This window comes from Ochrobactrum sp. P6BSIII (genome assembly GCF_014138065.1).
In the GTDB taxonomy this organism is placed as follows: Bacteria; Pseudomonadota; Alphaproteobacteria; order Rhizobiales; family Rhizobiaceae; genus Brucella.
The window spans coordinates 1-20,986 of sequence record NZ_JACGXB010000008.1 but is presented as its reverse complement, the minus strand read 5'-3'; the positions used below and the strand labels follow the sequence as shown (position 1 = coordinate 20,986).

The following is a 20,986-nucleotide window of genomic DNA, read 5'->3' as shown; positions in this document are numbered from 1 at the left end:
CAGGCCGGCGCCCGAGTGGCGTCGGCTTTTTGTTTGGATCAATCTGTATACGCTGACGACTTCAGATGTCTGACAAGAGCTGCCCCGCCTTCGATAAGGTCCATGCGGATGGCCATGCGCAGAGCGTAAGAGTCTCGATCACGCAAGGCTGCCAGAACCTGTTCGTGCTGGTGAGGTCCGGCATAAGATGGCACAGCGTTGGGATAGAGTTCCGACAGGATTGGGCCAATACGCATCCAGAGTGCTTCAAGCACATCAATCAGATGTTTCATGCCTGAACGACGATAGATGATGAAATGGAAATCGAAGTTTGTCTGCAATGCTTCAGGCCAGTCGCCGCATTTTTCTGCAGCGATCAGCCTATTATGCAGGTCTTCAAGCTGGAGAATGTCGTCTTCGGTGATATGCGGCAATGCGCGCTCCGCCGCCATAGGTTCAAGTTCCAGGCGCATCGCACGAATCTCTTCGTATTCATTGGCCGAAAGTTTGCGCACACGGATGTAATAGCGCGGCTTGATCTCGATGGCCCCTTCGCGCGAAAGCTGGATCAGTGCTTCCCGGACAGGGGTTTCCGATGTGCCCAATGAACGTGCAAGATCGCGAACCTTGAGCCGCTGCAGCGGAAGAAGTTGCGCCTGCATTAGCTGCGATTTGAGCGTATTGTAAACAGTGTTGGACAACACCTCACCAGATTCCGCCTGAGCTTCGTTGACGTTTGCTTCATCGGGTTCAGTCAAGCTGCTGTCCGGTTCGTTCGCAATATTCATCAATAGGCTCCAATTGCCGGGTGCGTCCTTGTCGGGCGATCGAATATATCAACACCTTGGCACGACTCAAATGCCCATATGTTTGCATGCCAGAACCATCTGTGCATCAAGCATTGGCACTCCATTGATGATCCTGCACCCTTTAGCCTGAGCCAGCTGTAGCAAACGTGTCATCGGCGGGTTGACGATGATGTCGGATATTGTGGTCTCGGAAGAGACACCTGTCAGACCAATCGGAAGTTCATCTTCCTCGGCCATTCCTAGCGAAGTCGTATTGACGATGAGGTCGAAATGGGTGCCATGATCCTGTCCGCTTTGGAATGAGCAGTTTGGATAGGCCGACTGTATATCTGTGGCGAGAGCTGCGGCTTTTGCGTTATCGCGATTGGCGATCCACAAGGAACGCACACCAGCCTTTGCAAGAGCAAAACCCACAGCGCGTCCAGCGCCGCCTGCTCCCAGCATCAAAACAGACATGCCGCTAGGTTCGATACCATTGCTCCGCAATCCTTCGATAAAACCGGGGCCATCCAAATTGTCACCAACAAGGCGACCACTTGCCTCCCGACGCACAAAATTGACAGCACCGATTTCTTGCGCCGCTTCGGTTACAGCATCGAGAAGCGGAATGATCGCGATTTTATGCGGGATAGTCACGCCAAAGCCACTTACATTGCCCATTTTGCGGATGGATTGGGTGACTTGCGCAAGATCATCAGGGTGAACATGCAAGGGAACCGCCGCTGCATTTTTACTGGTCTTGTCGAAGTGAGTATTGAAGACGTGGCTTGCCCGCACATGACCGACCGGGTGCGCCAGCACAAAAAGGATTTTGCTCTTGCCGGTAACTTCCATGATTTAGGCCCTCGTCATTTCGCGCGCGATGATGATGCGCTGAATTTGTGACGTGCCCTCATAAAGACGGAAAAGGCGCACATCGCGATAGAAGTGCTCAACGGCATAGTCCTGCATATAACCGGAGCCACCATGTATCTGAACGGCGTGATCGGCGACACGTCCCACCATTTCGGAACAATAGAGCTTGCAGCTTGCCGCCTTGCGAATGATTGCCGGATCCCGATCATCGAAAGCGCGCGCTGAATCGAGCACCATGCATCGTGCGGCATAGGCTTCGGTGCTCATATCCGCCATCATGGCCTGGATCATCTGGTGCTCCGCAATAGGCTTGCCGAACTGAATACGGCTTTTGGCGAAACCGACAGCTTCATCAATCAATCGCTCTGCCATGCCCGTGCATACGGAGGAAATATGCAGCCGACCACGGTTGAGAACTTTCATTGCTGTTTTGAAGCCGCGACCTTCCACACCACCAATGATGTTTTCCGCAGGGACGCGAACATTCTCCAGATAGACATCGCAGGTCTGCGTGCCGCGTTGCCCCATCTTATGGTCCGCCTTGCCGACGGTTAGGCCGGGGGAATTTCGGTCAACCAGAAATGCCGTCACGCCGGAAGGCCCAGCTTCGCCAGTTCTTGCCATAAGCGTAAACACACCGGCAATCGGTGCGTTGGTTATGAAGCGCTTTACGCCATTAAGAATGTAAGTATCGTCGTCTTTTACAGCCGTGGTTTTGACTGCGCCTGCATCGGACCCCACATCGGGCTCTGTCAGCGCGAAGGAGCCTATGATTTCTCCACTTGCAAGTCTGGGCAACCAATAGGTTTTCTGGGCTTCGGTGCCGTCAGCGATAATCCCCTGCGACCCGATACCGTTGTTTGTGCCGATGACAGAACGAAATGCCGGAGAGGTATAGCCGAGCTCAAAACCGACGAGAACCTCTTCCTCCATTGTTAGCCCAAGTCCATCATATTCTTCAGGAATTGAGAGGCCGAACAGGCCCATGGCACGCATGTCGTCTATGACATCGGTGGGGATGCTGTTTGTTTCTTCCACCTGCCTTTCGACGGGCATCAGTCGCTCTCTAACGAAGCGTCTGATCGTTTCTAACAGTGATTGAAAAGTCTCCGGGTCGCGGATCATGAAGTGCCCCTTCGCGGGTGATTTCAACAAAGATGAAACACATCGCGTTTTGCAGAAATATCCTATTGCTAAGAGAATGTTTCATAGATTAAAGTTCGAGACAATATAAAATGAAATTAAATTCCATTTGTGGTTTAGGCATAATTGGAAAGGGTTCAGGGGAAGTTGGGGAGAGGATGACCGAGCTTACCGATGTGGTGATCGAAAGCCGCCCGGCGGCAGGTGTGGCCTTACTGGAAATCAATCGTCCAGAAGCACTCAATGCATTGAATATGGATATCCGCCAAAAACTGTCAGAAGCAGTTGATCGGCTTGCGAGTGATGCGGAAACGCGGGTTATCGTCATTGCGGGAAAAGGTGGAAATTTCGCCGCTGGTTCAGATGTTAAAGTGTTCGCACAGACTGGCGCGGGAGAAATTCTCGCCCAGCGGCTTCATCGTTACTGGGAGAGTCTCGCTCGTTGTCCCAAGCCGGTGATCGCTGCCGTGGAAGGCTATGCGTTGGGCGGTGGTTGTGAGCTTGCAATGCACGCCGATATTATCGTTGCATCAAAAACCGCAAATTTTGGTCAGCCAGAAATCAAGCTCGGATTGATGCCTGGCGCAGGCGGGACGCAACGGCTCTTACGGGCAATAGGCAAATATAAGACCATGCTGCTTGCTCTGACGGGAGAAATGCTCTCGGCAGTGGATGCAGAAAGATATGGTCTTGTCAGTAGATTGACGGACGAAGGGCAGGCGTTGGAAGAGGCGCTAAAGCTCGCCGGAAAAATTGCTCTGATGCCACCGCTTGCAGCCGAACAGATCAAGGAGGCTGTCACTCATGGCGAAGATGCACCTCTCGAAACAGCTCTGAGATTGGAGCGAAAAGCGTTCCAGCTTCTCTTCGACACGGAAGACAAACGGGAAGGTATTGATGCCTTCTTGTCCAAGCGCAAGCCTCAGTTCAAGGGGCGCTAGTATGGCTGCAATATCGGAGCATTCTGGTCTTATCAATAGAGTTGGTATCGTTGGTGCAGGGGTTATGGGGATCGGTATAGCCGAAACCATGGCCGTCGCTGGTGTGTCTGTTTATATGTTCGACCAGTTTCCGGGAAAAGCTGAGGCTGCGAAGCAGGAGCTGTCAAAGCGTTTGGATAGTCGCGTCGCGCGTGGAAAACTGAACGTAGATAAGGCCGCACACATTCTGGACCGGATCACCCCTGTCGATGCTCTTGGCGATTTGGACGTGGCCGACCTTGTCATAGAAGCTGTGGTTGAAGACATTGGTGTGAAGCGGGAGTTGGTCGCCGCTCTCGAAAAATGCCTCCCGTCTGAAGCAATCATCGCGACAAATACATCGTCTTTGTCGGTAACTGCAATTGCCGGAAAAGCGCAACGTCCACAGCGTATAGCTGGATTTCACTTTTTTAATCCCGTTCCGCTAATGCGGGTTGTGGAAGTGATCAAAGCTGCACTGACTGATGACAGGGTTCTTGATGTTCTAAAAGAGTTAGCTTTGCGGATTGGTCATCGACCTGTGATGGCTTCCGACACACCAGGTTTTATCGTCAACCATGCCGGTCGTGCTTATGGCACGGAAGCGCTTGCAATGATCCGGGAAAGTATCGCCGATTTCACTACGATTGATGCAATTCTCAGGGATGCTGCGGGGTTCCGCATGGGGCCTTTTGAACTTCTCGATTTGACGGGACTTGATGTGTCCCATCCCGTCATGGAAGCGATTTTCGGGCAGTATTATCAGGAACCCCGTTATCGCCCTTCGGTTATCACACGGCAGCGCCTTGATGCCGGTCTGCTTGGACGCAAAAGTGGACGCGGCTTTTATGATTATTCAGATGATGCCACTACGGCTGTAGCAAGCGATGGCCCGCGCAGCCTGCCCAAATCGGTGGCGATTATCGGCGATACACCTGACAAGGCGCTGCACAAAGTCGCACAGCAGGCAGGCGTTCCAATCATCAATGATGCAAGTGCGAGCGCGCTGGTTCTGATCGGTTTGATTGGCGATGATCTAACCTCCGCAATTGTGCGGGAAGGTTTGAACTCTGCCAACACCATTGGCTTTGATCCGCTATTTGGCATCCACAAACACCGAACGCTGGTCGCTTCACCGGGAGCAACTGACCTTACGCGGCAACACTCCCTCGCTTTGGCGCAGTCCGATGGGGGCAAAGCATCGCTGGTTGAAGATACATGCGGAACTGTTTGCCAGCGTGTTCTGGCGATGATTGTGAATATCGCAGCCGATATTGTTCATCAAAACATAGCATCAGTCGATGACCTCGATGCGGCCGTGCGTTTGGGACTCGGCTATCCATATGGACCGCTTGAATGGGGTGACCGGATCGGAGCCGATATTGTCGTCCATATTCTGGATCGGATGTTTGGGAGAACCGGCGATCCGCGATACCGCGCCAGCCTGTGGCTGCGCCGCAGGGCAGAACTGAAACTGCCACTGGCAGAATGCAATTAGGGAACCTTTATCATGGCCGAGAAAATTGAACTCAAACCTTCTGCGCCCTGGTATCGGCTCAATGTGACGGAAGATGACTGGCGCGCTGCTAAAGCCGGTGATCTGTTGAAATGGTTTAGCCAGATGAAGCTCATCCGGCGCTTTGAGGAAAAAATACTCGACTTTGAAAAAGCAGGGCTGGTTCATGGTCCGGCTCATGCCAGTATCGGGCAGGAAGCTGCGGCAGTGGGTGCCATGTCGATGCTCGGTTCTGATGATCAGATCAATGGTACGCATCGTGCGCACCATCAGGTGCTGACAAAGCTGATCAATGCACAGACGCCATCGGATTTCGATATTCTTCAATCCGATTTTACCGACGACATGAATGATGCCGTCTATCGTTTAATGGCAGAGATTATGGGGCTTAATCCCGGCTATTGCGGTGGTCGTGGCGGCTCCATGCATATGCGCGATGCCGCATCCGGCATTGCAGGCACAAGTGCTATCGTTGGTGGCAATATTCCTCATGCAGCCGGTTATGCACTTGCCGATAAATTGCTTGGCAGAAAGGGTATATCGGTCGCATTCTTTGGCGATGGCGCTTCCTTGCAGGGGGCTACCTATGAAGCGATGAACATCGCTGCACTCTATAGTCTTCCGGTGATTTTCTACGTTGAGAACAATCTCTACGCCGTATCGACTCATATTCAGGATGCTACTCGTGAAACCCGCATTGCTTCGCGCGGCCCAATGCTGGGCTTCCCTGGCATTGAGTGCGACGGAATGGATGTTGTCGCTGTTCATCACGCAATGCGCAATGCCTGTCAGATCATTGAGGATGAAGGCGGCCCGGTCGTTATTGAAGCGCAATGCTATCGCTACCTTCATCAAAGCGGGAGCAAGGCCGGAAGCGATTTCGGCTATCGCACAGGCGAAGAAGAGGAAGAGTGGAAGCGCCGTGATCCAATCGCTCAGGCAGAGCGGCGCCTGAAGGAGCTTGGCATTGCCAGCGATGCAGAGCTTGCCGAGATCGACGTGAAAGTCAGTGCTGCAGTGCAGGCTGCAGGATCTCGCCTCACTGAAACTGCACCCGGTAGCAATGTGCTGCGGATACCTGATGCTCTATGGCCTTCAGCAGAAAGCGTCGATGAAGGCATACTTGGCGACGGGCAGGAGTTTTCGGATGCTCGTTTTAGAGAAATTGAGGACTATTCCGCCGATGAGCTTGTGAAGGTGCGTTTTGCGGCTGCGGCGTCCGATGTGCTTGGTCGGGCAATGGAGAAGGACCCGACAATCATCGTCATGGGTGAGGATGTTCACCGTTTTGCCGGCGGCGTCAGCGGGTTCACCAAGAACGCACTTGAGCTGTTCCCGGGAAGAGTGCTCGCCATGCCGATTGCGGAAAATGGTTTTACGGGTGTCGCACTGGGAGCTGCCTTGCGGGGACTGCGCCCGGTTGTAGAAATCATGTTCGGTGACTTCTGCTTTGTTGCTGCTGATCAGATTGCCAATGGTATTTCCAAAGTCCGTCATATGTTCGGCGATGGTTTTCCTGTGCCGATTGTGATGCGCGTTCGCGTGTCGCCGCACACTGGTTACGGCTCCCAGCATTCAGGTGACCCATCGGCACTGTTCGCCATGTTTCCGGGTTGGCGTGTCGTGTCTCCGACCAATGCCTTTGACTATGTCGGTTTGATGAATAGCGCGCTCAAATCAAACGACCCTGTTGTTGTTATTGAGCATGTTGAGTTTTATCAGCGTGAAAGCCTCGTGCCCAAGGAAGACCGTGATTATTGTATTCCTCTCGGGAAGGCCCGCATCGCGAGATCAGGCTCCGCATGTACGGTGCTTTCGACATCTGTGATGGTACAGGCCTCCGTCAAAGCTGCGGAAGAATCCGGCATAGATGCCGAGATTATCGACATGCGTAGCCTCGATATGACAGGCATTGATTGGGAACTGATCGGCCAGTCTATAGCCAAGACCAATCGTGTGGTGATTGCCGAGCAGGTCGCGAGCGGGCTTTCGCTCGGACGGCATTGGGCTGCTGAAATTCAGCGGCGTTTCTTCAACGATCTTGATCATGAAATTCTGCATGTGACCGGCAGTTTGTCGTCACCTGTGGTTTCACTGGTCTTGAACAAGGCGGCTCTCGGGTCATCGGAAAAGGTTCGGGCGGCGCTGGAACAAATCACGCGCAATGCCTGATGAGTTTGAACATAAGAAGAGAAAAATGAGGAACGATATGAAAAATGGGAAAACGGGGCTGAACCGCCTATTGATGGCGCATTTCAAAAGCCTGATGATGGCGGCAACGCTGCTGACTGCGGTTCCCGCAGCCTATGCGCAAAACGCGGATTCGCTTGTGATCGCGCGCAACATGGACATCAACTCGCTCGATCCACACCGCACCTTCTGCGATACTTGTCAGATTTATGACTCGGCCGTTTATGAAGGTCTTTTGTCGCTGGACAAGGACAACAAGGTCATACCGGTACTCGCTGAAAGCTATACAGCGAATGGAGACCAAACTGAATTTACATTCAAGATCAACCCTAAAGCGGTATTCTCGGATGGTTCGAAGGTTAAGGCCAAGGACGTGAAATGGTCCTGGGAGCGCTTGAAGAATGTGAAGGCAAGTCCTTCATTCCTTGCTGATACGATCGCCTCCATTGATACGCCTGATGAAGCAACAGTGGTTGTAAAGACGAAGGCTCCCAATTCCGAGTTCTTCAATGTCGTGGCCTCGCCCTATTTCGGCATCATCAACAGTGCTGTTGCAATTTCGGAAGCCAAGGCTGTAAACGGTGAAGATGCAGCAGAAAAAGACAATGCCGAGGCCTGGTTCCTCGCCAATTCAGCTGGTAGTGGTCCATTCGTTCTGGCTGCTTACGAGCCCAATTCCGAACTTCGTCTGAAACGGAATGAAAAATATTGGGGCCAGGCTCCGAAAGTAGGGGAAGTCGTCATCCGTCAGGTGAAGGATGCGGTTGCACAGGCGCAGATGCTTGAAAATGGCTCTGCAGATATTGCCATGCAGATCGATCCGGAAACTGCCAAGACCATCCGTAATCCCGACGTGAAGATCGATTCCATTCACTCCTATAACTTCATCTATATTGCACTTTCACCAGGTGCAAAATCCAACGAAGTGCCGCTGACACCTGAAGTACGCGAGGCAATTTCCACGGCAATCGATCGTGAAACCCTGCTCGATTTCATGCTGGGCGACAAAGGCCAGTTGATTGGTGCCGCCATTCCGATTGGCTTCCCAGGCGGGTCTGATCATAAGATACCTGAATACAATCCCGACAAGGCGAAGGAACTGCTTGCAAAGGCAGGACATCCGGATGGCTTCAAGCTTGAGGCGACTTATCCAAACCTCAACGTTTACGGCGTTGATTTCACGCAGATGATGCAAAAGATCCAGCAGGATCTATCCAAGGTAAACATCAAGGTTGAACTGCAGCCTGTCTCTTTTGCAACATGGCGCGAAAAGGTGAATGGTGACGGTACGCCATTGACGGCTGTTTATTATGCTCCTGATTTCTTTGGCACATCACAATATGTTGATGCGTTTGGTCTGGCGAAGGGCAGCCTGTGGGCTAAGCGTGCCGGTGAAGCGCGGGATCCGTCATTCGTGATTGGCGATATTCAGCAGGTCATGGCTGATGCTCTTAAGGCACCTGTCGATCAGGCTGATAAAGTCTGGTTTCAGGCTGGTGAGAAAATGGCTGCTGCCAATGTCATCATTCCGATGCTGAGCCCGGACGTTATTCTGGCCTACAACAGCAAGGTGACTGGCGTTCGTTACTCGGCTTGTTGCAACTTGCCGTTGGCCGAGATTTCAGTCGCCAAATAAGATACCGTACAGCAAACAAAAAACGCCGGAGATTTTTCTCCGGCTTTTTCCATTTTCAAAGTGTTTTAGTTACGGGCAGAGCTTACAAGCTCCTGCAGAATACGAAGTGACAGGGCGCGCTTTTCAAGGTGAGGCATGTGTCCACAGGCATCGAATGCATGAAGCGCTACGTTGTCCGGCAGGTTGCGACTGTGCTTGAAAGGTAGAATGCGATCCTGCTTTCCGAAGACCACACGAACCGGTATTTCAAGCGATGCAAGGTCGTTTGCTATTGATATGGTCTGCGTTCCATCTGCGAAGAACTGCTTTGCAAAAGCGCCCATTGCGTCGCTCAGCGACTGGTTTTGTCGCTGGTGCACCACGGCATAAATGAACGCATCTGAAATCACATCTTTCGCGTGAACAAGTTCATGCAGCCAAGGCGTGACGCTTTCTTTCGACTTGGCTTTAATGAAGTTTTCGACAAAGCCAGAATTGATTTCCGGTCCTAGACCCGCTGGTGAAAATAATCCGAGTGCACGGATATCGATATTGCCTCGGACTGCCAGTCGGGTGCTCACCGCCGCGCCGAAGGAATGCCCGACAACAATTGTTTGCGAGAGGTTGAGCTGTCTGATAGTCGCTTCTACGCGTTCTGCGATTGCGTCGAGGTTTTCGACAAGGTCAAGCGACGAGGCGCCATGCGATGGTAGATCAATGGCCAATAAGGGTTGCTGCCATTGGGTTCCGGCAAACAACCCACGCCAGTTATTATGATCCGAAGCAAAGCCATGTAGAAGGACGATTGGTGTTCCTTCTCCCTTACGCAGCCACACGGCGTTGAGTGCTGTGTCACTGCTTTCGTGAGATCTGTTGCCTACAGTTTGTTGCGTTTCGATGGCGGCAATAATGTCTTTCTTTTGTATGCGCCCGCTCGGCCCACTGCCGTTGATCTGTGAAAGATCAATTCCGGCGTTCCCGGCAAGGCGTTTTGCAAGTGGCGTTGCAATAGCTCTGCCGGTTTGTGTGGTGTGTGAACGGATATCCGACGCCGGGTTCGCTGAGTTCATTTTGCTCTCAGGAGACAAGCCAGCAGTGGGTTCCGATGCGGGTATGGCGGGAATTGAAGAGATCGTTTCGTCTTCGAGAAACAGGCTCGCAACGCTCTGGCCGACGTCAATTTCGTCGGATGTCGAGGCCCTTAGAATTTTGAGTGTTCCATCGTGAGGAGCGTCCACCTCAACGACAGTTTTATCGTTGTCGATCTCAAAAAGGAGCTGCCCTTGGCGGACTAGATCACCGTCTTTCACATGCCAACGAGAGATTGTGCCGGAATTCGTTTCCAGACTGACTTTTGGATAGAGAATGTCGGTTGCCATGAGATTTCCTGCAACAATCTGCGACGTCGCGTTATGGATGACTATGATAAGGAAGGTAAGGGTGCTTCAATCTTGCCGATCAGGCGCTCCTGCAACTCGATTGCCAGTTGCTTGAGCGCTGGTCCGATTTCGCCATAGCAGATGCCTCGCGGTGCAATATCGGTGATACCACCACAGGTAATTGCAACAAGCTGGGTGCCATCAGTTGGTCGAAATGGAACACCCACAGCGTTGATGTAGCTGTACCAGTCACCGCATGAAACAACGAAGCCGTCTCTTGCGAAGTCCTCAAGCGCATGGCTTGTCAGGCGGCGAATTTTCTCTGCATGATCGGGCTCTGCTGCAAGCATTTGTTCAAGCAGGGCTTCTCGCAGGGCTTCTTCCATGCCCGCATAGTAGGAAAGCCCCATGGCTGTCCGCCAGAATGGCAATCTTGAGCCGACATTGAGACGCAGAGAAACCGGGTTTTCCGAACGCGCATTGGCGATATAGACCATTTCGCGCTGCTCACGGAGTCCCATTGCAACAGCAACGCCGGTCTTCTCTGCGAGCTTTCGCATGAGCGGCATCGCCATATAGACAACGGCGTTTGCGCTAAGACCCGAATAGCCCAGAGCAATCGTCGCAGGGCCGATACTGTAACGTCCGAGATTCTCGTCGTAGTTGAGGTAGCCCAGATTGACCAGAGTCAGTGTCAGCCGCGACACGGTAGCTTTCGGCAAGCCGGTGCGATCAATAAGCTCCTGATTTCCAAGAGAAATATCATTAGGGGTGAAGCTTCGCAGAATCTCAAGTCCCCTTACCAGGGCACTCGAAACCTGAGCGCTGTCTTTATCGAGGTCCAACGAACTGGGCTTCGTTCTTTTCTTCACATTGTCTCCTGAGCGTGCTCGGTTTCAGTTCAAAGGAATATCACAGTAGAAAATGAAATTTAATTCCAATTATATTGACGGCGTCAAATTTGCTTGTCAATACTATGTGCAAGGACGCACCAAAAACCGCGCCAGATTTCCAGAATGGGAACCGTGCATGTCAAATTATCTCTTCAAACGCCTCATTGCGATGCCATTTTTGGTACTGGGCATCGTAACCATGGCCTTTGCGCTAACAACAATCACCAAGGGCGACCCGCTTACATCTATTGTTGCCGAGCAGCAGATGAATAATCCCGAAGTTGTGGCTGCGGCGAAAGCAAAATGGGGCCTCGATCGCAGTCTCCCAGAGCGCTATATCATCTATCTGAAGAATCTGCTGTCAGGTGATATGGGCACTTCGTTTGTCACAAAGCGCCCGGTAAGCACAGACCTGATGACCCGGTTACCAGCCACCATGGAGCTGGTTTTATCGGCCATGGTTTTGGGGTCTATTGTCGGTATCCTGCTCGGTATTCTGGCGGCTTATTATCGTGACAGCGCCATCGATCACGTGGCGCGGCTTTTTGCACTGTTGGGCTCTTCCCTACCGGTCTTCTGGTTGGGGCTCGCCGTTCTATTTGTCTTCTCGGTGCAGTTTGAACTACTGCCGGGGCCGGGCCGGTTGGATCCGCGCATGGCGCCACCTGTTGCAGTTACGGGCTTTATGACAATCGATAGTTTTCTGGCGGGAGATTTCACAGCATTCAAAAATGCACTCGCTCATCTGATTCTTCCGGCAACAGTGCTTGGCTGGACCGTGGCGGGTACGATTTCGCGTCTTGTTCGCGCCAATATGCTTGATGTGATCGGGCGTGAGTTTATCCTCACTGCACGCGCCAAAGGTGCTGGTGAACTCCGCGTAGTGTTCCGCCATGCCCTGCGCAACATTCTTGTCCCGGTTCTGACCGTCATCAGTTATTCGTTTGCGTATCTCATCACGGGCGCAGTGCTGACTGAAACGATCTTCGCTTGGCCGGGTATGGGCTCTTATGCAGTCGAGGCTGCACGCTCGCTCGATTTCCCAGCTATCATTGGTGTCACCATCGTCGGCGGTGTGATGTTCCTGGTGACGAACCTGCTCACCGACGTCGCCTATGTTCTCGCCAATCCCCGCGTACGCTTGGGTTAGAGGAAAGCAGATGGTTGCAGTAGTAAACACCTCATCGCGTCAGCTCAAATTCAGAATACCCCGCTGGTTCACACTGCCGGTCGCAATCGGGATGATAGTCGTAGCGTTTTGGATCATCGCGACATTCTTTGCGCCTCACATGACGCCCTACGATCCGCTCGATATGGTTGGACGACGCTTGCAGGCGCCAAGCTGGTCGCACTGGCTTGGAACCGATGCTCTGGGACGCGATGTCTTGACGCGCACGCTTTATGGAGCCAAGCATTCGCTGCCAATTGCCCTTGTAGTGGTGGTGAGTGCGGTTATCATTGGTGCTCTGGCCGGTGCTATCTCAGGCTATAAGGGCGGCTTGATTGGCTCGGCGATCATGCGGCTCGTCGATATTACGCTGTCATTTCCTCCGATGCTTCTCGCAATGGCTGTTGCTGCATCACTCGGCCCCGGACTCGAAAATGCTGCGATAGCCATGGTCATTGTTTGGTGGCCTGTCTATGCGCGCCTCATGCGGGCGCAGGTGCTGGAAGTGCGCGAGCGGGAGCATGTGGAGGCGGCAATAGCATCTGGCGCCAGCAGCTCCCGTGTTCTCTTCAAGCACATTCTGCCGCTCTGCTGGACCCCCATATTGATCAGCGCGACGATGGATCTGGGGCAGGTCATTTTGCTTGCCGCATCGCTCAGCTTTATCGGCCTTGGTGCAACACCACCCACGCCGGAATGGGGCTCCATGATCGCCGAAGGCGCAGTCTATTTCTACAACTGGTGGATAGCCATGGGTCCCGGCCTTGCAATCCTGACGATCGTTCTTGGTTTCAATTTCATCGGCGATGGTCTTCGCGACTATTTCGACCCGTGTTCGAAGTGATTGGAGAACAACATGACAAATCCAAATGAGAACGCCAGTCTCTTCCGAGTTGAAAACCTGCGTGTCGGCTTTGGCCGCGATGGTGAGGTGCTTGACGCGGTCAGAGGTATCAATCTCGAACTCAAACGGCGCGAAGTTCTGGGTATCGTTGGCGAGTCTGGTTCCGGCAAGTCTATCGGGATGCTGGCCTCAATCGGCTTGACGCCGCCCAATGCCAAGGTTTCAGGTTCGGTTACATTTCAGGGCGAAGAACTGGTTGGTAAATCGCGGCGCGAAATGCGGAGCCTTCGCGGCTCGAAAATTGCGATGATTTTTCAGGACCCGCTGTCTTCTCTCAATCCGGTGATGAAGGTTGGCGATCAGTTGATAGAAGCCTTGCAGCTTCATCAAAAAAAACTCAATCGGAAAGCCGCTATGACGCGGGCGATCGAGTTGCTGGAGCTAGTCTCCATTCCGCAACCTGATCAGCGTGTGAAACAGTATCCACATGAGTTTTCAGGTGGGATGCGGCAGCGTGTCATGATCGCCATGGCTGTCGCTAATGATCCAGACCTACTGATTGCGGACGAACCTACCACGGCACTTGATGTCACGGTTCAGGCGCAGATCATGGCAGTATTGCGAGACTTGCAGAATAAACTCGGTCTTGGGCTTATTCTCATCACTCACGATCTTGGTGTCCTTGCGGGACATGCCGACCGCGTTGCCGTTGTCTATGCCGGTGAGGTGGTCGAGGAAGCGGATGTCTTTGAACTTTTTGACAATCCTCGTCATCCATATACGCGCGGGCTGATCGCTTCGATCCCGACACTGAATGATAGTGGCGGCAAACTCTATTCCATTGATGGTGCGCCGCCTGTTCTGGGTGCTTTCCCCAAAGGATGTGCGTTTCATCCGCGATGCGCACATGCACAGGAAATTTGTAAGACAACGGCGCCCACATATCAGCAATTCGGACGCCACATATCGGCGTGCCACTTTGCCGACAGTCTGCCTGCATATCAACGAAAGGCCGACATTCCGGTCAGTAACGAGGCCGCGCTATGAACCAGAGTTTTTCATCGCAAACAGCTCCATCCTCCGTGTCGGATGCCGCTCTTTCGGTCCGCAATCTTCGCAAATCATTTCCGATCAAAGGCGGCACGATCTTTCAACGTGATGTGGCTGAGGTTAAGGCGGTCGATGATATTTCGTTTGATCTGGCCAAGGGTGAGACGCTTGGTCTGGTCGGTGAATCCGGCTGCGGAAAATCCACACTCGGGCGTTGCCTGCTCAGGCTGATCGAGCCGACGAGCGGAGAGGTTCTGTTTCAGGGACAGAACGTGGCGCAGTTCTCGCCGAAAGAAATGCGGGCTGCACGCAAGCACCTGCAATTCGTGTTTCAGGACCCGTTTGCTTCACTTCATCCGCGTATGCGCATCGAAGAAAGCATCGCCGAGCCGCTTCGTATCAGTGATCTCTCGCAACAGCAGCGTAAAGAGCGTGTTCAGGAAATGCTGCGACTTGTCCGTCTCAACCCGGAGCACGGCAAGCGTTATCCGCATGAGTTGTCAGGCGGCCAGCGGCAACGTGTCGTGATCGCACGCGCCTTGGCGCTTAATCCGCAGGTTATGGTGCTCGATGAGCCTGTCTCGGCGCTCGACGTTTCGGTGCAGGCTGGGGTGCTGAATCTCTTGCAGGAAATTCAGGCGGAGTTCGGCACGTCCTACATCTTCATTGCTCATGATCTGTCAGTCGTGCGGCATATCTCGCACACGGTTGCAGTGATGTATCTTGGGCGTATCGTTGAGAAGGCTCCGGCTGGAGAACTCTATAACCGACCGCTGCACCCTTACACGCAGGCTTTGATGTCGGCAGTTCCGCTTGCCGATCCGGTTATTGAGCGGAAGCGGCAGCAAATTCTGCTCAAGGGAGATGTACCGAGCCCGATCAATCCCCCATCCGGTTGCCCGTTCAGAACCCGCTGCTTCAGGGCGGAAGCGATCTGCGCGGAAATCAGGCCGGAATTGCAGCTTCAGGGAGGCGGACACGCGGTCGCGTGTCACTTCCCGCAGGAATGGCGATCACCTCAGTAATTCCCGTGACTAATTTTGACTATCAGGTGCCGCTTATCGCGGATGTTTGAGAAGGACGTGACCTTGAAAATAATGAACGAACTTGAGGTTCCTGTTATGGGCGATAACAACTCCGCCCTTCCGCTGGCTGGAATAAAGGTTCTTGATCTTTCGCGCGTTCTTGCCGGTCCCTGGACCACGATGAGCCTTGCTGATCTTGGAGCCGAAGTCTGGAAAATCGAGAATATTCAAGGCGGTGATGACACGCGCGCGTGGTCGGTTCCCAATTATAAAGGAGCAAGCACCTATTTTCTCTGTGCCAACCGCGGCAAGAAAAGCCTGGCGCTCGATCTGAAGTCGCCAGAAGGTCTGAACATAATTTACGAACTGGCCAAGCAGGCGGATGTTGTGGTCGAGAACTTTCGTGCCGGAACTGTCGAACGTCTGAAAATTGATTACGCGACTTTAAAGGCGCTCAATCCCGGGCTCATCTATTGCTCGATATCCGGCTATGGCCAAACCGGCCCGGAAGCACGTCGCCCCGGCTATGACTTTGTGGTTCAGGCTGAAAGCGGCCTGATGTCGATCACCGGACAAACCGATGGCGAGCCAATGCGCATTGGTGTGGCGATGACAGATATCGTAGCGGGTATGGTTGGTACACAATCTATTCTGGCAGCGCTTTACCAGCGCAAGACCACGGGTCTTGGGCAGTTCGTAGATATTTCTCTCTTTGAATGTGCGCTCAATACGCTGATCAATGTCGGTAGTGCACATCTGAATGGCGGACACGTTCCTAAGCGCTTTGGCAACGCCCATCCAACTGTGGTGCCCTATCAGATTTTCGAGTGTTCCGATGGCGCTTTTGCCCTCGCTGTCGGTAACGACCGCCAGTTTGCAATCCTCTGTGAAAAAATCATTGGCCTGCCAGAACTCGCAGCGGACGATCGTTTCAAGACGGCAAGCGGGCGAGCGCTCAATCGTTCTGAACTGATACCGCCGATGGCGGAGCGCTTCCGCACCCAAACGCGCGAATATTGGATGAGTGAATGTCTCAGGATGGGCGTGCCTGCGGGCCAGGTGAAGACAGTTCCAGAAGCCTTCGAAAGCCCCAATGTTGTGGCGCGAAATGTGGTGCAAACATTGGAAAGTCCACATCTGGGTTCGGTCTCTCTTGTACGGCCCGCGCAAGGGCTGGAAGCACAGAAGCACGCTTCCTATAAGGCGCCGCCGATGCTGGGCGAAGATAGTGCATCCATTCTGGAGGACGTACTCCAATTCGACAAAACTAAGCTGGCCGAATTGATAGAATCCGGTGTCATTCATCAATATCAGGCAACAGTTTGAGGAGAGGGTGATGCACAACACTCAGCTAGACTATTCCGACATCAAACTGTTCATTGATGGAGCATGGCGGGATGGTAGTTCCGGCGAGACGATTGACGTTTTGAACCCGGCGACCAATGACGTGATCGGACATATTGCAAAAGCCACGACGACCGATCTCGACGATGCTTTGGCGGCAGCCGAGCGCAGCTTTGAGATTTGGCGCAAGGTGTCGGCTTTTGATCGTTATAAGATGCTGCGTAAAGCTGCAGATATTTTTCGGACACGCGGCGAGAGCATTGCGCGCTTGCTCACGATTGAGCAGGGCAAGCCCTTGGCGGAAGCGCGTGCCGAGGCTGCTGCGGCCGGTGACCTGATCGATTGGTTTGCGGAAGAAGCGCGGCGCAGCTATGGGCGCATCGTCCCCCCGCGTTTTGCGAATGTGATGCAATCGGAAGTCAAAGAGCCGGTTGGCCCAGTGGCTGCGTTTACACCTTGGAACTTTCCAATCAACCAGTCGGTTCGCAAAATATCTGCGGCTCTGGCGGCTGGCTGCTCCATAATTTTGAAAGCTGCTGAAGATACGCCGGCAGCACCAGCCGAACTGGTGCGCGCCTTCGCTGATGCTGGTTTGCCTGATGGTGTTATCAATCTCGTTTATGGCGATCCGGCAGAGATTTCGTCTTACCTCATCCCTCATTCGGTAATTAAGAAAGTGTCGTTCACGGGTTCGACGCAGGTGGGAAAACAGCTTGCAGCGCTGAGCGGCTTGCATATGAAGCGGGCTACGATGGAGCTTGGCGGACATGCGCCTGTTGTCATCATGGCTGACGCCGACGTGGAGCGGGCAATCAAAGTGGCAGCTGCGGCCAAGTTTAGAAATGCAGGGCAGATTTGCATCGCACCCACTCGGTTTTTGATTGAAGAACCGGTCTACGATCAGGTTATCGAAGGTCTTTCAACTTATGCCCGTTCGTTGAAAGTCGGAGACGGTCTGGATGCCGAGACGACAATGGGGCCGTTGGTCAATGCGCGTCGGGTCAACGCCATGGAGCGATTGATCGGTGATGCAAAGGAAAATAAGGCTACAGTGGTTACGGGCGGCGAACGCATTGGCAATCGTGGCAATTTCTTTGAGCCGACGATCCTTGCAGATGTGCCGCGTGATGCGGCAATCATGAACGAAGAGCCATTTGGTCCGGTGGCACTTCTCAATAGCTTCCAGTCACTTGACGACGCTTTGGTAGAAGCCAATAGGCTCAATTATGGTCTTGCGGCTTATGCATTTACTGGATCATCGGCCAATGCAGCGAAGATATCTTCATCCGTCCGTAGCGGAATGATCACTATTAACCATTACGGTCTGGCACTGCCAGAAGTGCCCTTCGGCGGCATCAACGATTCCGGCTACGGAACCGAAGGTGGAGCCGATGCTCTGGATGCTTACCAGAATACGAAATTCGTTTCGCATTTGCAGGGATAAGCAAGAACGCTACGCGCATATGTTGAAAACATCATCGCGATTACGGTAAAACTGCGATAGCAATCTTGAGAGAATCGGAAAACGGGCGTTATGTGGTGATCGGCACAACATAACGCGGCCAAGTGTTTGACTTACCCTTACTGCCCCGCTTAGCGATCGTTACCTTCTGCGCGGTCTCTAAGAATTTGCGCAGCTCTGGTCCGGTATTTCTCTTTCACCTCGTCCGGAACGCCGCCGCCAACGCTTGCGCCGCTGACGATTTTGCCGGTGGCAGCATCCCAGTCCAAGTCAGGATCTGGATTTTCATGCTCAAACAGTTGTTTCGCAAGCTCTTCGATCTCCAGCTGCTTTTCAAGTTCGCTGCTCATGCTTTCCTCCCTCCGCTGTTTAAGGCAGTCGCCCGCTGCCATCCTCATGGTGGCGGACCATGTATTTGCGGATCAACAAATTAAGCGCCTCTCTGGCTCCTGCCTCGGTCAAGTGCGCTTGAACATGTCCGTCAATCACGACAACTTCGCCGCTGAACTTATCGAAAACGGACCAGGTGTTGTCGGCTTCTTGCCGGACCTCAAAACCATTCTCAATCATAGCATTCCTCCATGCTACTGCCGCTGCCGCCCGTTTCGTGCCTGTTGTTTTTTCCGCGCTTGAGGCTTTTGAGAAGAGTATCAGCGCAAACGTGAGCTGGTATCCGTTGCTGTAGCTCCCCCGAGGAAGATAAACGAAATTGCCCTGCGTTCGTTCCGAGCAACAAATCACATGGCTTCATGGAGAGGTGCGGCGTGGGCCGCTACGTTCAATCGTCCAGTCTGGGTTGAACGCCGATATGGGTGTTGCCCCAGGTGGGATCGATACCGTGATAGGTGTCGTATAGGCGTATACCGAGCGCCGTCAGGAGAATAACGCCTCCGAGTACAACGATTGAGGCAACGAGTTTTTCAGAGTTCATGAGCGGTTGTTCTGATTGTTTCGATCTGAAGTGCCGTTTGACATATTAGAGGCAACTGGAATAGCTTTTAATACGTGATGCGACGAATCTAAGATCGATGCCCGCCTCGGTAACTTCCTCATAAATATGGAAAAAATAATGGATAGTGCGGTGCTTTTCCTGCATGCACGCGGACGGTCGGCCGATGAGATAAGAAATCTGGATTGGAGTAAAAATCCGATTGGGGAGCCGAACAGTTGGCCAGCGCCGCTCGTTACCGCAGTGCAAATGATGCTCGCCTCACAGTTCCCAAAAGCAATTGTCTGGGGACCTGAGTATACGACGATCTATAATGATGCTTTTCGGCAGATTCTCGGCGAGAAAGAGAACTGCATGGGCGCTTCCTTCCGCGACATCTGGGCGGAAGTCTGGGATGAACTGCTTCCGATGATTGAGCGCGCTTATGTGGGAGAAGCGACATTTATTGAAGACTTCCCGCTGGTGATAGATCGCCACGGTTATTCCGAACAATGCTATTTTACATTCTGCTACAGCCCGATCTTTGATGAAAAAGGGCGCGTTGCCGGAATGATCGATACGGTCATCGAGACAACGTCCAAGGTAGAATCCGAAAAGCATGCCAGGATCCTGAATGCGGAGCTTGCGCATCGGATAAAGAATACTTTTAGTGTGGTTTCCGCGATTGCAAGCCAGACCTTCAATAACAATGCTGATGACGATGTGATCCATACATTTACCCGACGGCTTTTCGCGCTGGGGAATGCACATGATGTGCTTCGGCTTGGTAAGAGTTCTGAAGGTTCACTGCAGGAGATCGTAAACGGCATTACAAATGCGCTGGCGGTAAGCGGCCGGGTCCAGTTTGAAGGCAGGGATATCATGATCGGTCCGAAAGGGGCGTCCACGCTTTCGCTGCTTATTCACGAACTGACCACCAATGCGATCAAATATGGGGCGCTTTCCAACGATAGTGGCCGTGTCCAGTTGCAGGCGAAGGTATCGAAAGGCCAGAACGAGCCGACCCTAACGCTTTTCTGGAATGAGATTGATGGTCCGACTGTTGTAAAACCGCAAAAGTCCGGATTTGGTTCGAAGCTGATCAGAATGGGGCTTCTGGGTTCGGGTGAAGTCAAGTCGGACTTCAATCCAGAAGGCTTTTCAGCAGAGTTTTCCGCCCCTCTCCGGCAGTTGCAGGGCGAGGGGCGACTCTTCGATTCTACTTGATACTGGCTATACCGAGTGGGTTTGGCTGCGAGGCAGCGTAAATTCACTGCACTTCGAGCACTTCTCCACTGCGGCTATCGATGACGACGCGCATATCATTGTCGTCTCGATCTATGCCTCTGACCACGTAAACATTTCGGCGTCTGGAAACGCTTTCCACCTCATCCATGCCTTCGTTGCGCGCAATTCTTGCTGCTCGACGCTCGCTGATTGTTTCGCCGTAATCACGGCGATCACGATGCATTCTGCGGTCATCATCTGGATTGACCTGAATGCCGTTTGGTCCGATTTCGATGCTTTGCGCTTGTGCCGGGACGGTGGACACAAGGGCTGTCACGATCACTGCTGCGATTGCCGAAAACCTGTACATGGCGATTATCCATTATTCGTTTGGCGCCCGCCGCAATAATGAACGAGATACCCAGCCGCCGGTTCCTGATAAGGCGGTCAACTCTCTTAACAAAACGATATATTCAGCTGCACGTCAGCAGGATAGGTAGCGAGCTAGGCGGCGTGGACGAATTTGAGCCAGTATCTTGCGGTAGCAATATGAACCATGCTGATGAAGCTCTCGGCGAGTTGGTCGTATCGAGTAGCAAT

The 20,986-nt window shown here is 52.9% G+C and carries 20 protein-coding genes and 1 pseudogene; 11 read left to right on the top strand and 10 right to left on the bottom strand.

Annotated elements, in window-relative coordinates; genetic code table 11:
• Positions 1-38: 38 nt before the first annotated feature.
• The 3 genes from FHW00_RS12825 to FHW00_RS12815 form a co-directional block, all read right to left on the bottom strand.
• Positions 39-767 (bottom strand): GntR family transcriptional regulator, encoded by a 729-nt coding sequence (locus tag FHW00_RS12825; RefSeq protein ID WP_078338901.1) that lies wholly within the window; start codon positions 765-767, stop codon positions 39-41.
• A 66-nt stretch (positions 768-833) separates the two neighbouring features.
• Positions 834-1,622 (bottom strand): shikimate dehydrogenase family protein, encoded by a 789-nt coding sequence (locus tag FHW00_RS12820; protein WP_078338900.1) that lies wholly within the window; start codon positions 1,620-1,622, stop codon positions 834-836.
• Between the two features lie 3 nt (positions 1,623-1,625).
• Positions 1,626-2,768 carry an acyl-CoA dehydrogenase family protein gene (locus FHW00_RS12815; RefSeq protein ID WP_078338899.1) on the bottom strand — a complete coding sequence of 381 codons (1,143 nt, stop codon included), beginning with the start codon at positions 2,766-2,768 and terminating at the stop codon, positions 1,626-1,628.
• A 110-nt stretch (positions 2,769-2,878) separates the two neighbouring features.
• Between FHW00_RS12815 and FHW00_RS12810 the strand changes: the two genes are divergently transcribed.
• From FHW00_RS12810 to FHW00_RS12795, 4 genes are all read left to right on the top strand, one after another.
• Positions 2,879-3,727 (top strand): enoyl-CoA hydratase, encoded by an 849-nt coding sequence (locus FHW00_RS12810; protein WP_078338898.1) that lies wholly within the window; start codon positions 2,879-2,881, stop codon positions 3,725-3,727.
• Position 3,728: 1 nt separating this feature from the next.
• Positions 3,729-5,243 carry a 3-hydroxyacyl-CoA dehydrogenase gene (locus FHW00_RS12805; protein WP_078338897.1) on the top strand — a complete coding sequence of 505 codons (1,515 nt, stop codon included), beginning with the start codon at positions 3,729-3,731 and terminating at the stop codon, positions 5,241-5,243.
• 12 nt (positions 5,244-5,255) lie between these two features.
• Positions 5,256-7,433: a dehydrogenase E1 component subunit alpha/beta gene (locus tag FHW00_RS12800; protein WP_078338896.1), complete on the top strand. Its 2,178-nt coding sequence runs from the start codon at positions 5,256-5,258 to the stop codon at positions 7,431-7,433.
• 94 nt (positions 7,434-7,527) lie between these two features.
• Positions 7,528-9,087, top strand: coding sequence for an ABC transporter substrate-binding protein (locus FHW00_RS12795; protein ID WP_078339065.1), 1,560 nt, complete (start codon positions 7,528-7,530; stop codon positions 9,085-9,087).
• A gap of 65 nt (positions 9,088-9,152) precedes the next feature.
• Here FHW00_RS12795 and FHW00_RS12790 read toward each other — a convergent pair whose 3' ends face one another.
• Both FHW00_RS12790 and FHW00_RS12785 read right to left on the bottom strand, forming a co-directional pair.
• On the bottom strand, positions 9,153-10,445 hold the full coding sequence (locus FHW00_RS12790) for an acetoin dehydrogenase dihydrolipoyllysine-residue acetyltransferase subunit (protein ID WP_078338895.1): 1,293 nt from the start codon (positions 10,443-10,445) through the stop codon (positions 9,153-9,155).
• 41 nt (positions 10,446-10,486) lie between these two features.
• Positions 10,487-11,317: an IclR family transcriptional regulator gene (locus FHW00_RS12785; protein ID WP_078338894.1), complete on the bottom strand. Its 831-nt coding sequence runs from the start codon at positions 11,315-11,317 to the stop codon at positions 10,487-10,489.
• A gap of 157 nt (positions 11,318-11,474) precedes the next feature.
• On the opposite strand from FHW00_RS12785, the gene FHW00_RS12780 reads away from it, so the two are divergent.
• From FHW00_RS12780 to FHW00_RS12755, 6 genes are all read left to right on the top strand, one after another.
• The gene (locus FHW00_RS12780) at positions 11,475-12,488 is read left to right on the top strand and encodes an ABC transporter permease (protein ID WP_078339064.1); all 1,014 of its coding nucleotides are present in this window, start codon (positions 11,475-11,477) and stop codon (positions 12,486-12,488) included.
• 10 nt (positions 12,489-12,498) lie between these two features.
• The gene (locus FHW00_RS12775) at positions 12,499-13,350 is read left to right on the top strand and encodes an ABC transporter permease (protein ID WP_078338893.1); all 852 of its coding nucleotides are present in this window, start codon (positions 12,499-12,501) and stop codon (positions 13,348-13,350) included.
• 12 nt (positions 13,351-13,362) lie between these two features.
• Positions 13,363-14,397, top strand: a complete 1,035-nt coding sequence (locus FHW00_RS12770) for an ABC transporter ATP-binding protein (protein WP_078338892.1) — start codon at positions 13,363-13,365, stop codon at positions 14,395-14,397.
• Positions 14,394-15,425, top strand: coding sequence for an ABC transporter ATP-binding protein (locus tag FHW00_RS12765; protein ID WP_078338891.1), 1,032 nt, complete (start codon positions 14,394-14,396; stop codon positions 15,423-15,425). The genes FHW00_RS12770 and FHW00_RS12765 overlap by 4 nt, the downstream gene beginning before the upstream one ends.
• A 72-nt stretch (positions 15,426-15,497) precedes the next feature.
• Positions 15,498-16,751, top strand: coding sequence for a CaiB/BaiF CoA transferase family protein (locus tag FHW00_RS12760; protein ID WP_078338890.1), 1,254 nt, complete (start codon positions 15,498-15,500; stop codon positions 16,749-16,751).
• A gap of 10 nt (positions 16,752-16,761) precedes the next feature.
• The gene (locus FHW00_RS12755) at positions 16,762-18,213 is read left to right on the top strand and encodes an NAD-dependent succinate-semialdehyde dehydrogenase (RefSeq protein ID WP_078338889.1); all 1,452 of its coding nucleotides are present in this window, start codon (positions 16,762-16,764) and stop codon (positions 18,211-18,213) included.
• Positions 18,214-18,362: 149 nt separating this feature from the next.
• On the opposite strand, the gene FHW00_RS12750 is transcribed toward FHW00_RS12755, so the two are convergent.
• The 3 genes from FHW00_RS12750 to FHW00_RS12740 all read right to left on the bottom strand — a co-directional run bounded on the left by FHW00_RS12750 (position 18,363) and on the right by FHW00_RS12740 (position 19,162).
• Complete coding sequence (locus tag FHW00_RS12750) at positions 18,363-18,581, bottom strand: hypothetical protein (RefSeq protein ID WP_078338888.1); 219 nt, start codon at positions 18,579-18,581, stop codon at positions 18,363-18,365.
• Positions 18,582-18,600: 19 nt separating this feature from the next.
• Positions 18,601-18,801, bottom strand: coding sequence for a hypothetical protein (locus tag FHW00_RS12745; RefSeq protein WP_078338887.1), 201 nt, complete (start codon positions 18,799-18,801; stop codon positions 18,601-18,603).
• 208 nt (positions 18,802-19,009) lie between these two features.
• Positions 19,010-19,162, bottom strand: coding sequence for a hypothetical protein (locus FHW00_RS12740; protein ID WP_162762630.1), 153 nt, complete (start codon positions 19,160-19,162; stop codon positions 19,010-19,012).
• 138 nt (positions 19,163-19,300) lie between these two features.
• On the opposite strand from FHW00_RS12740, the gene FHW00_RS12735 reads away from it, so the two are divergent.
• Positions 19,301-20,386, top strand: a complete 1,086-nt coding sequence (locus FHW00_RS12735) for an HWE histidine kinase domain-containing protein (RefSeq protein WP_078338886.1) — start codon at positions 19,301-19,303, stop codon at positions 20,384-20,386.
• A gap of 43 nt (positions 20,387-20,429) precedes the next feature.
• On the opposite strand, the gene FHW00_RS12730 is transcribed toward FHW00_RS12735, so the two are convergent.
• Positions 20,430-20,756, bottom strand: coding sequence for a PepSY domain-containing protein (locus FHW00_RS12730; protein ID WP_078338885.1), 327 nt, complete (start codon positions 20,754-20,756; stop codon positions 20,430-20,432).
• A gap of 134 nt (positions 20,757-20,890) precedes the next feature.
• Positions 20,891-20,986, bottom strand: a pseudogene (locus FHW00_RS24545) (IS5 family transposase); the annotation flags it as partial.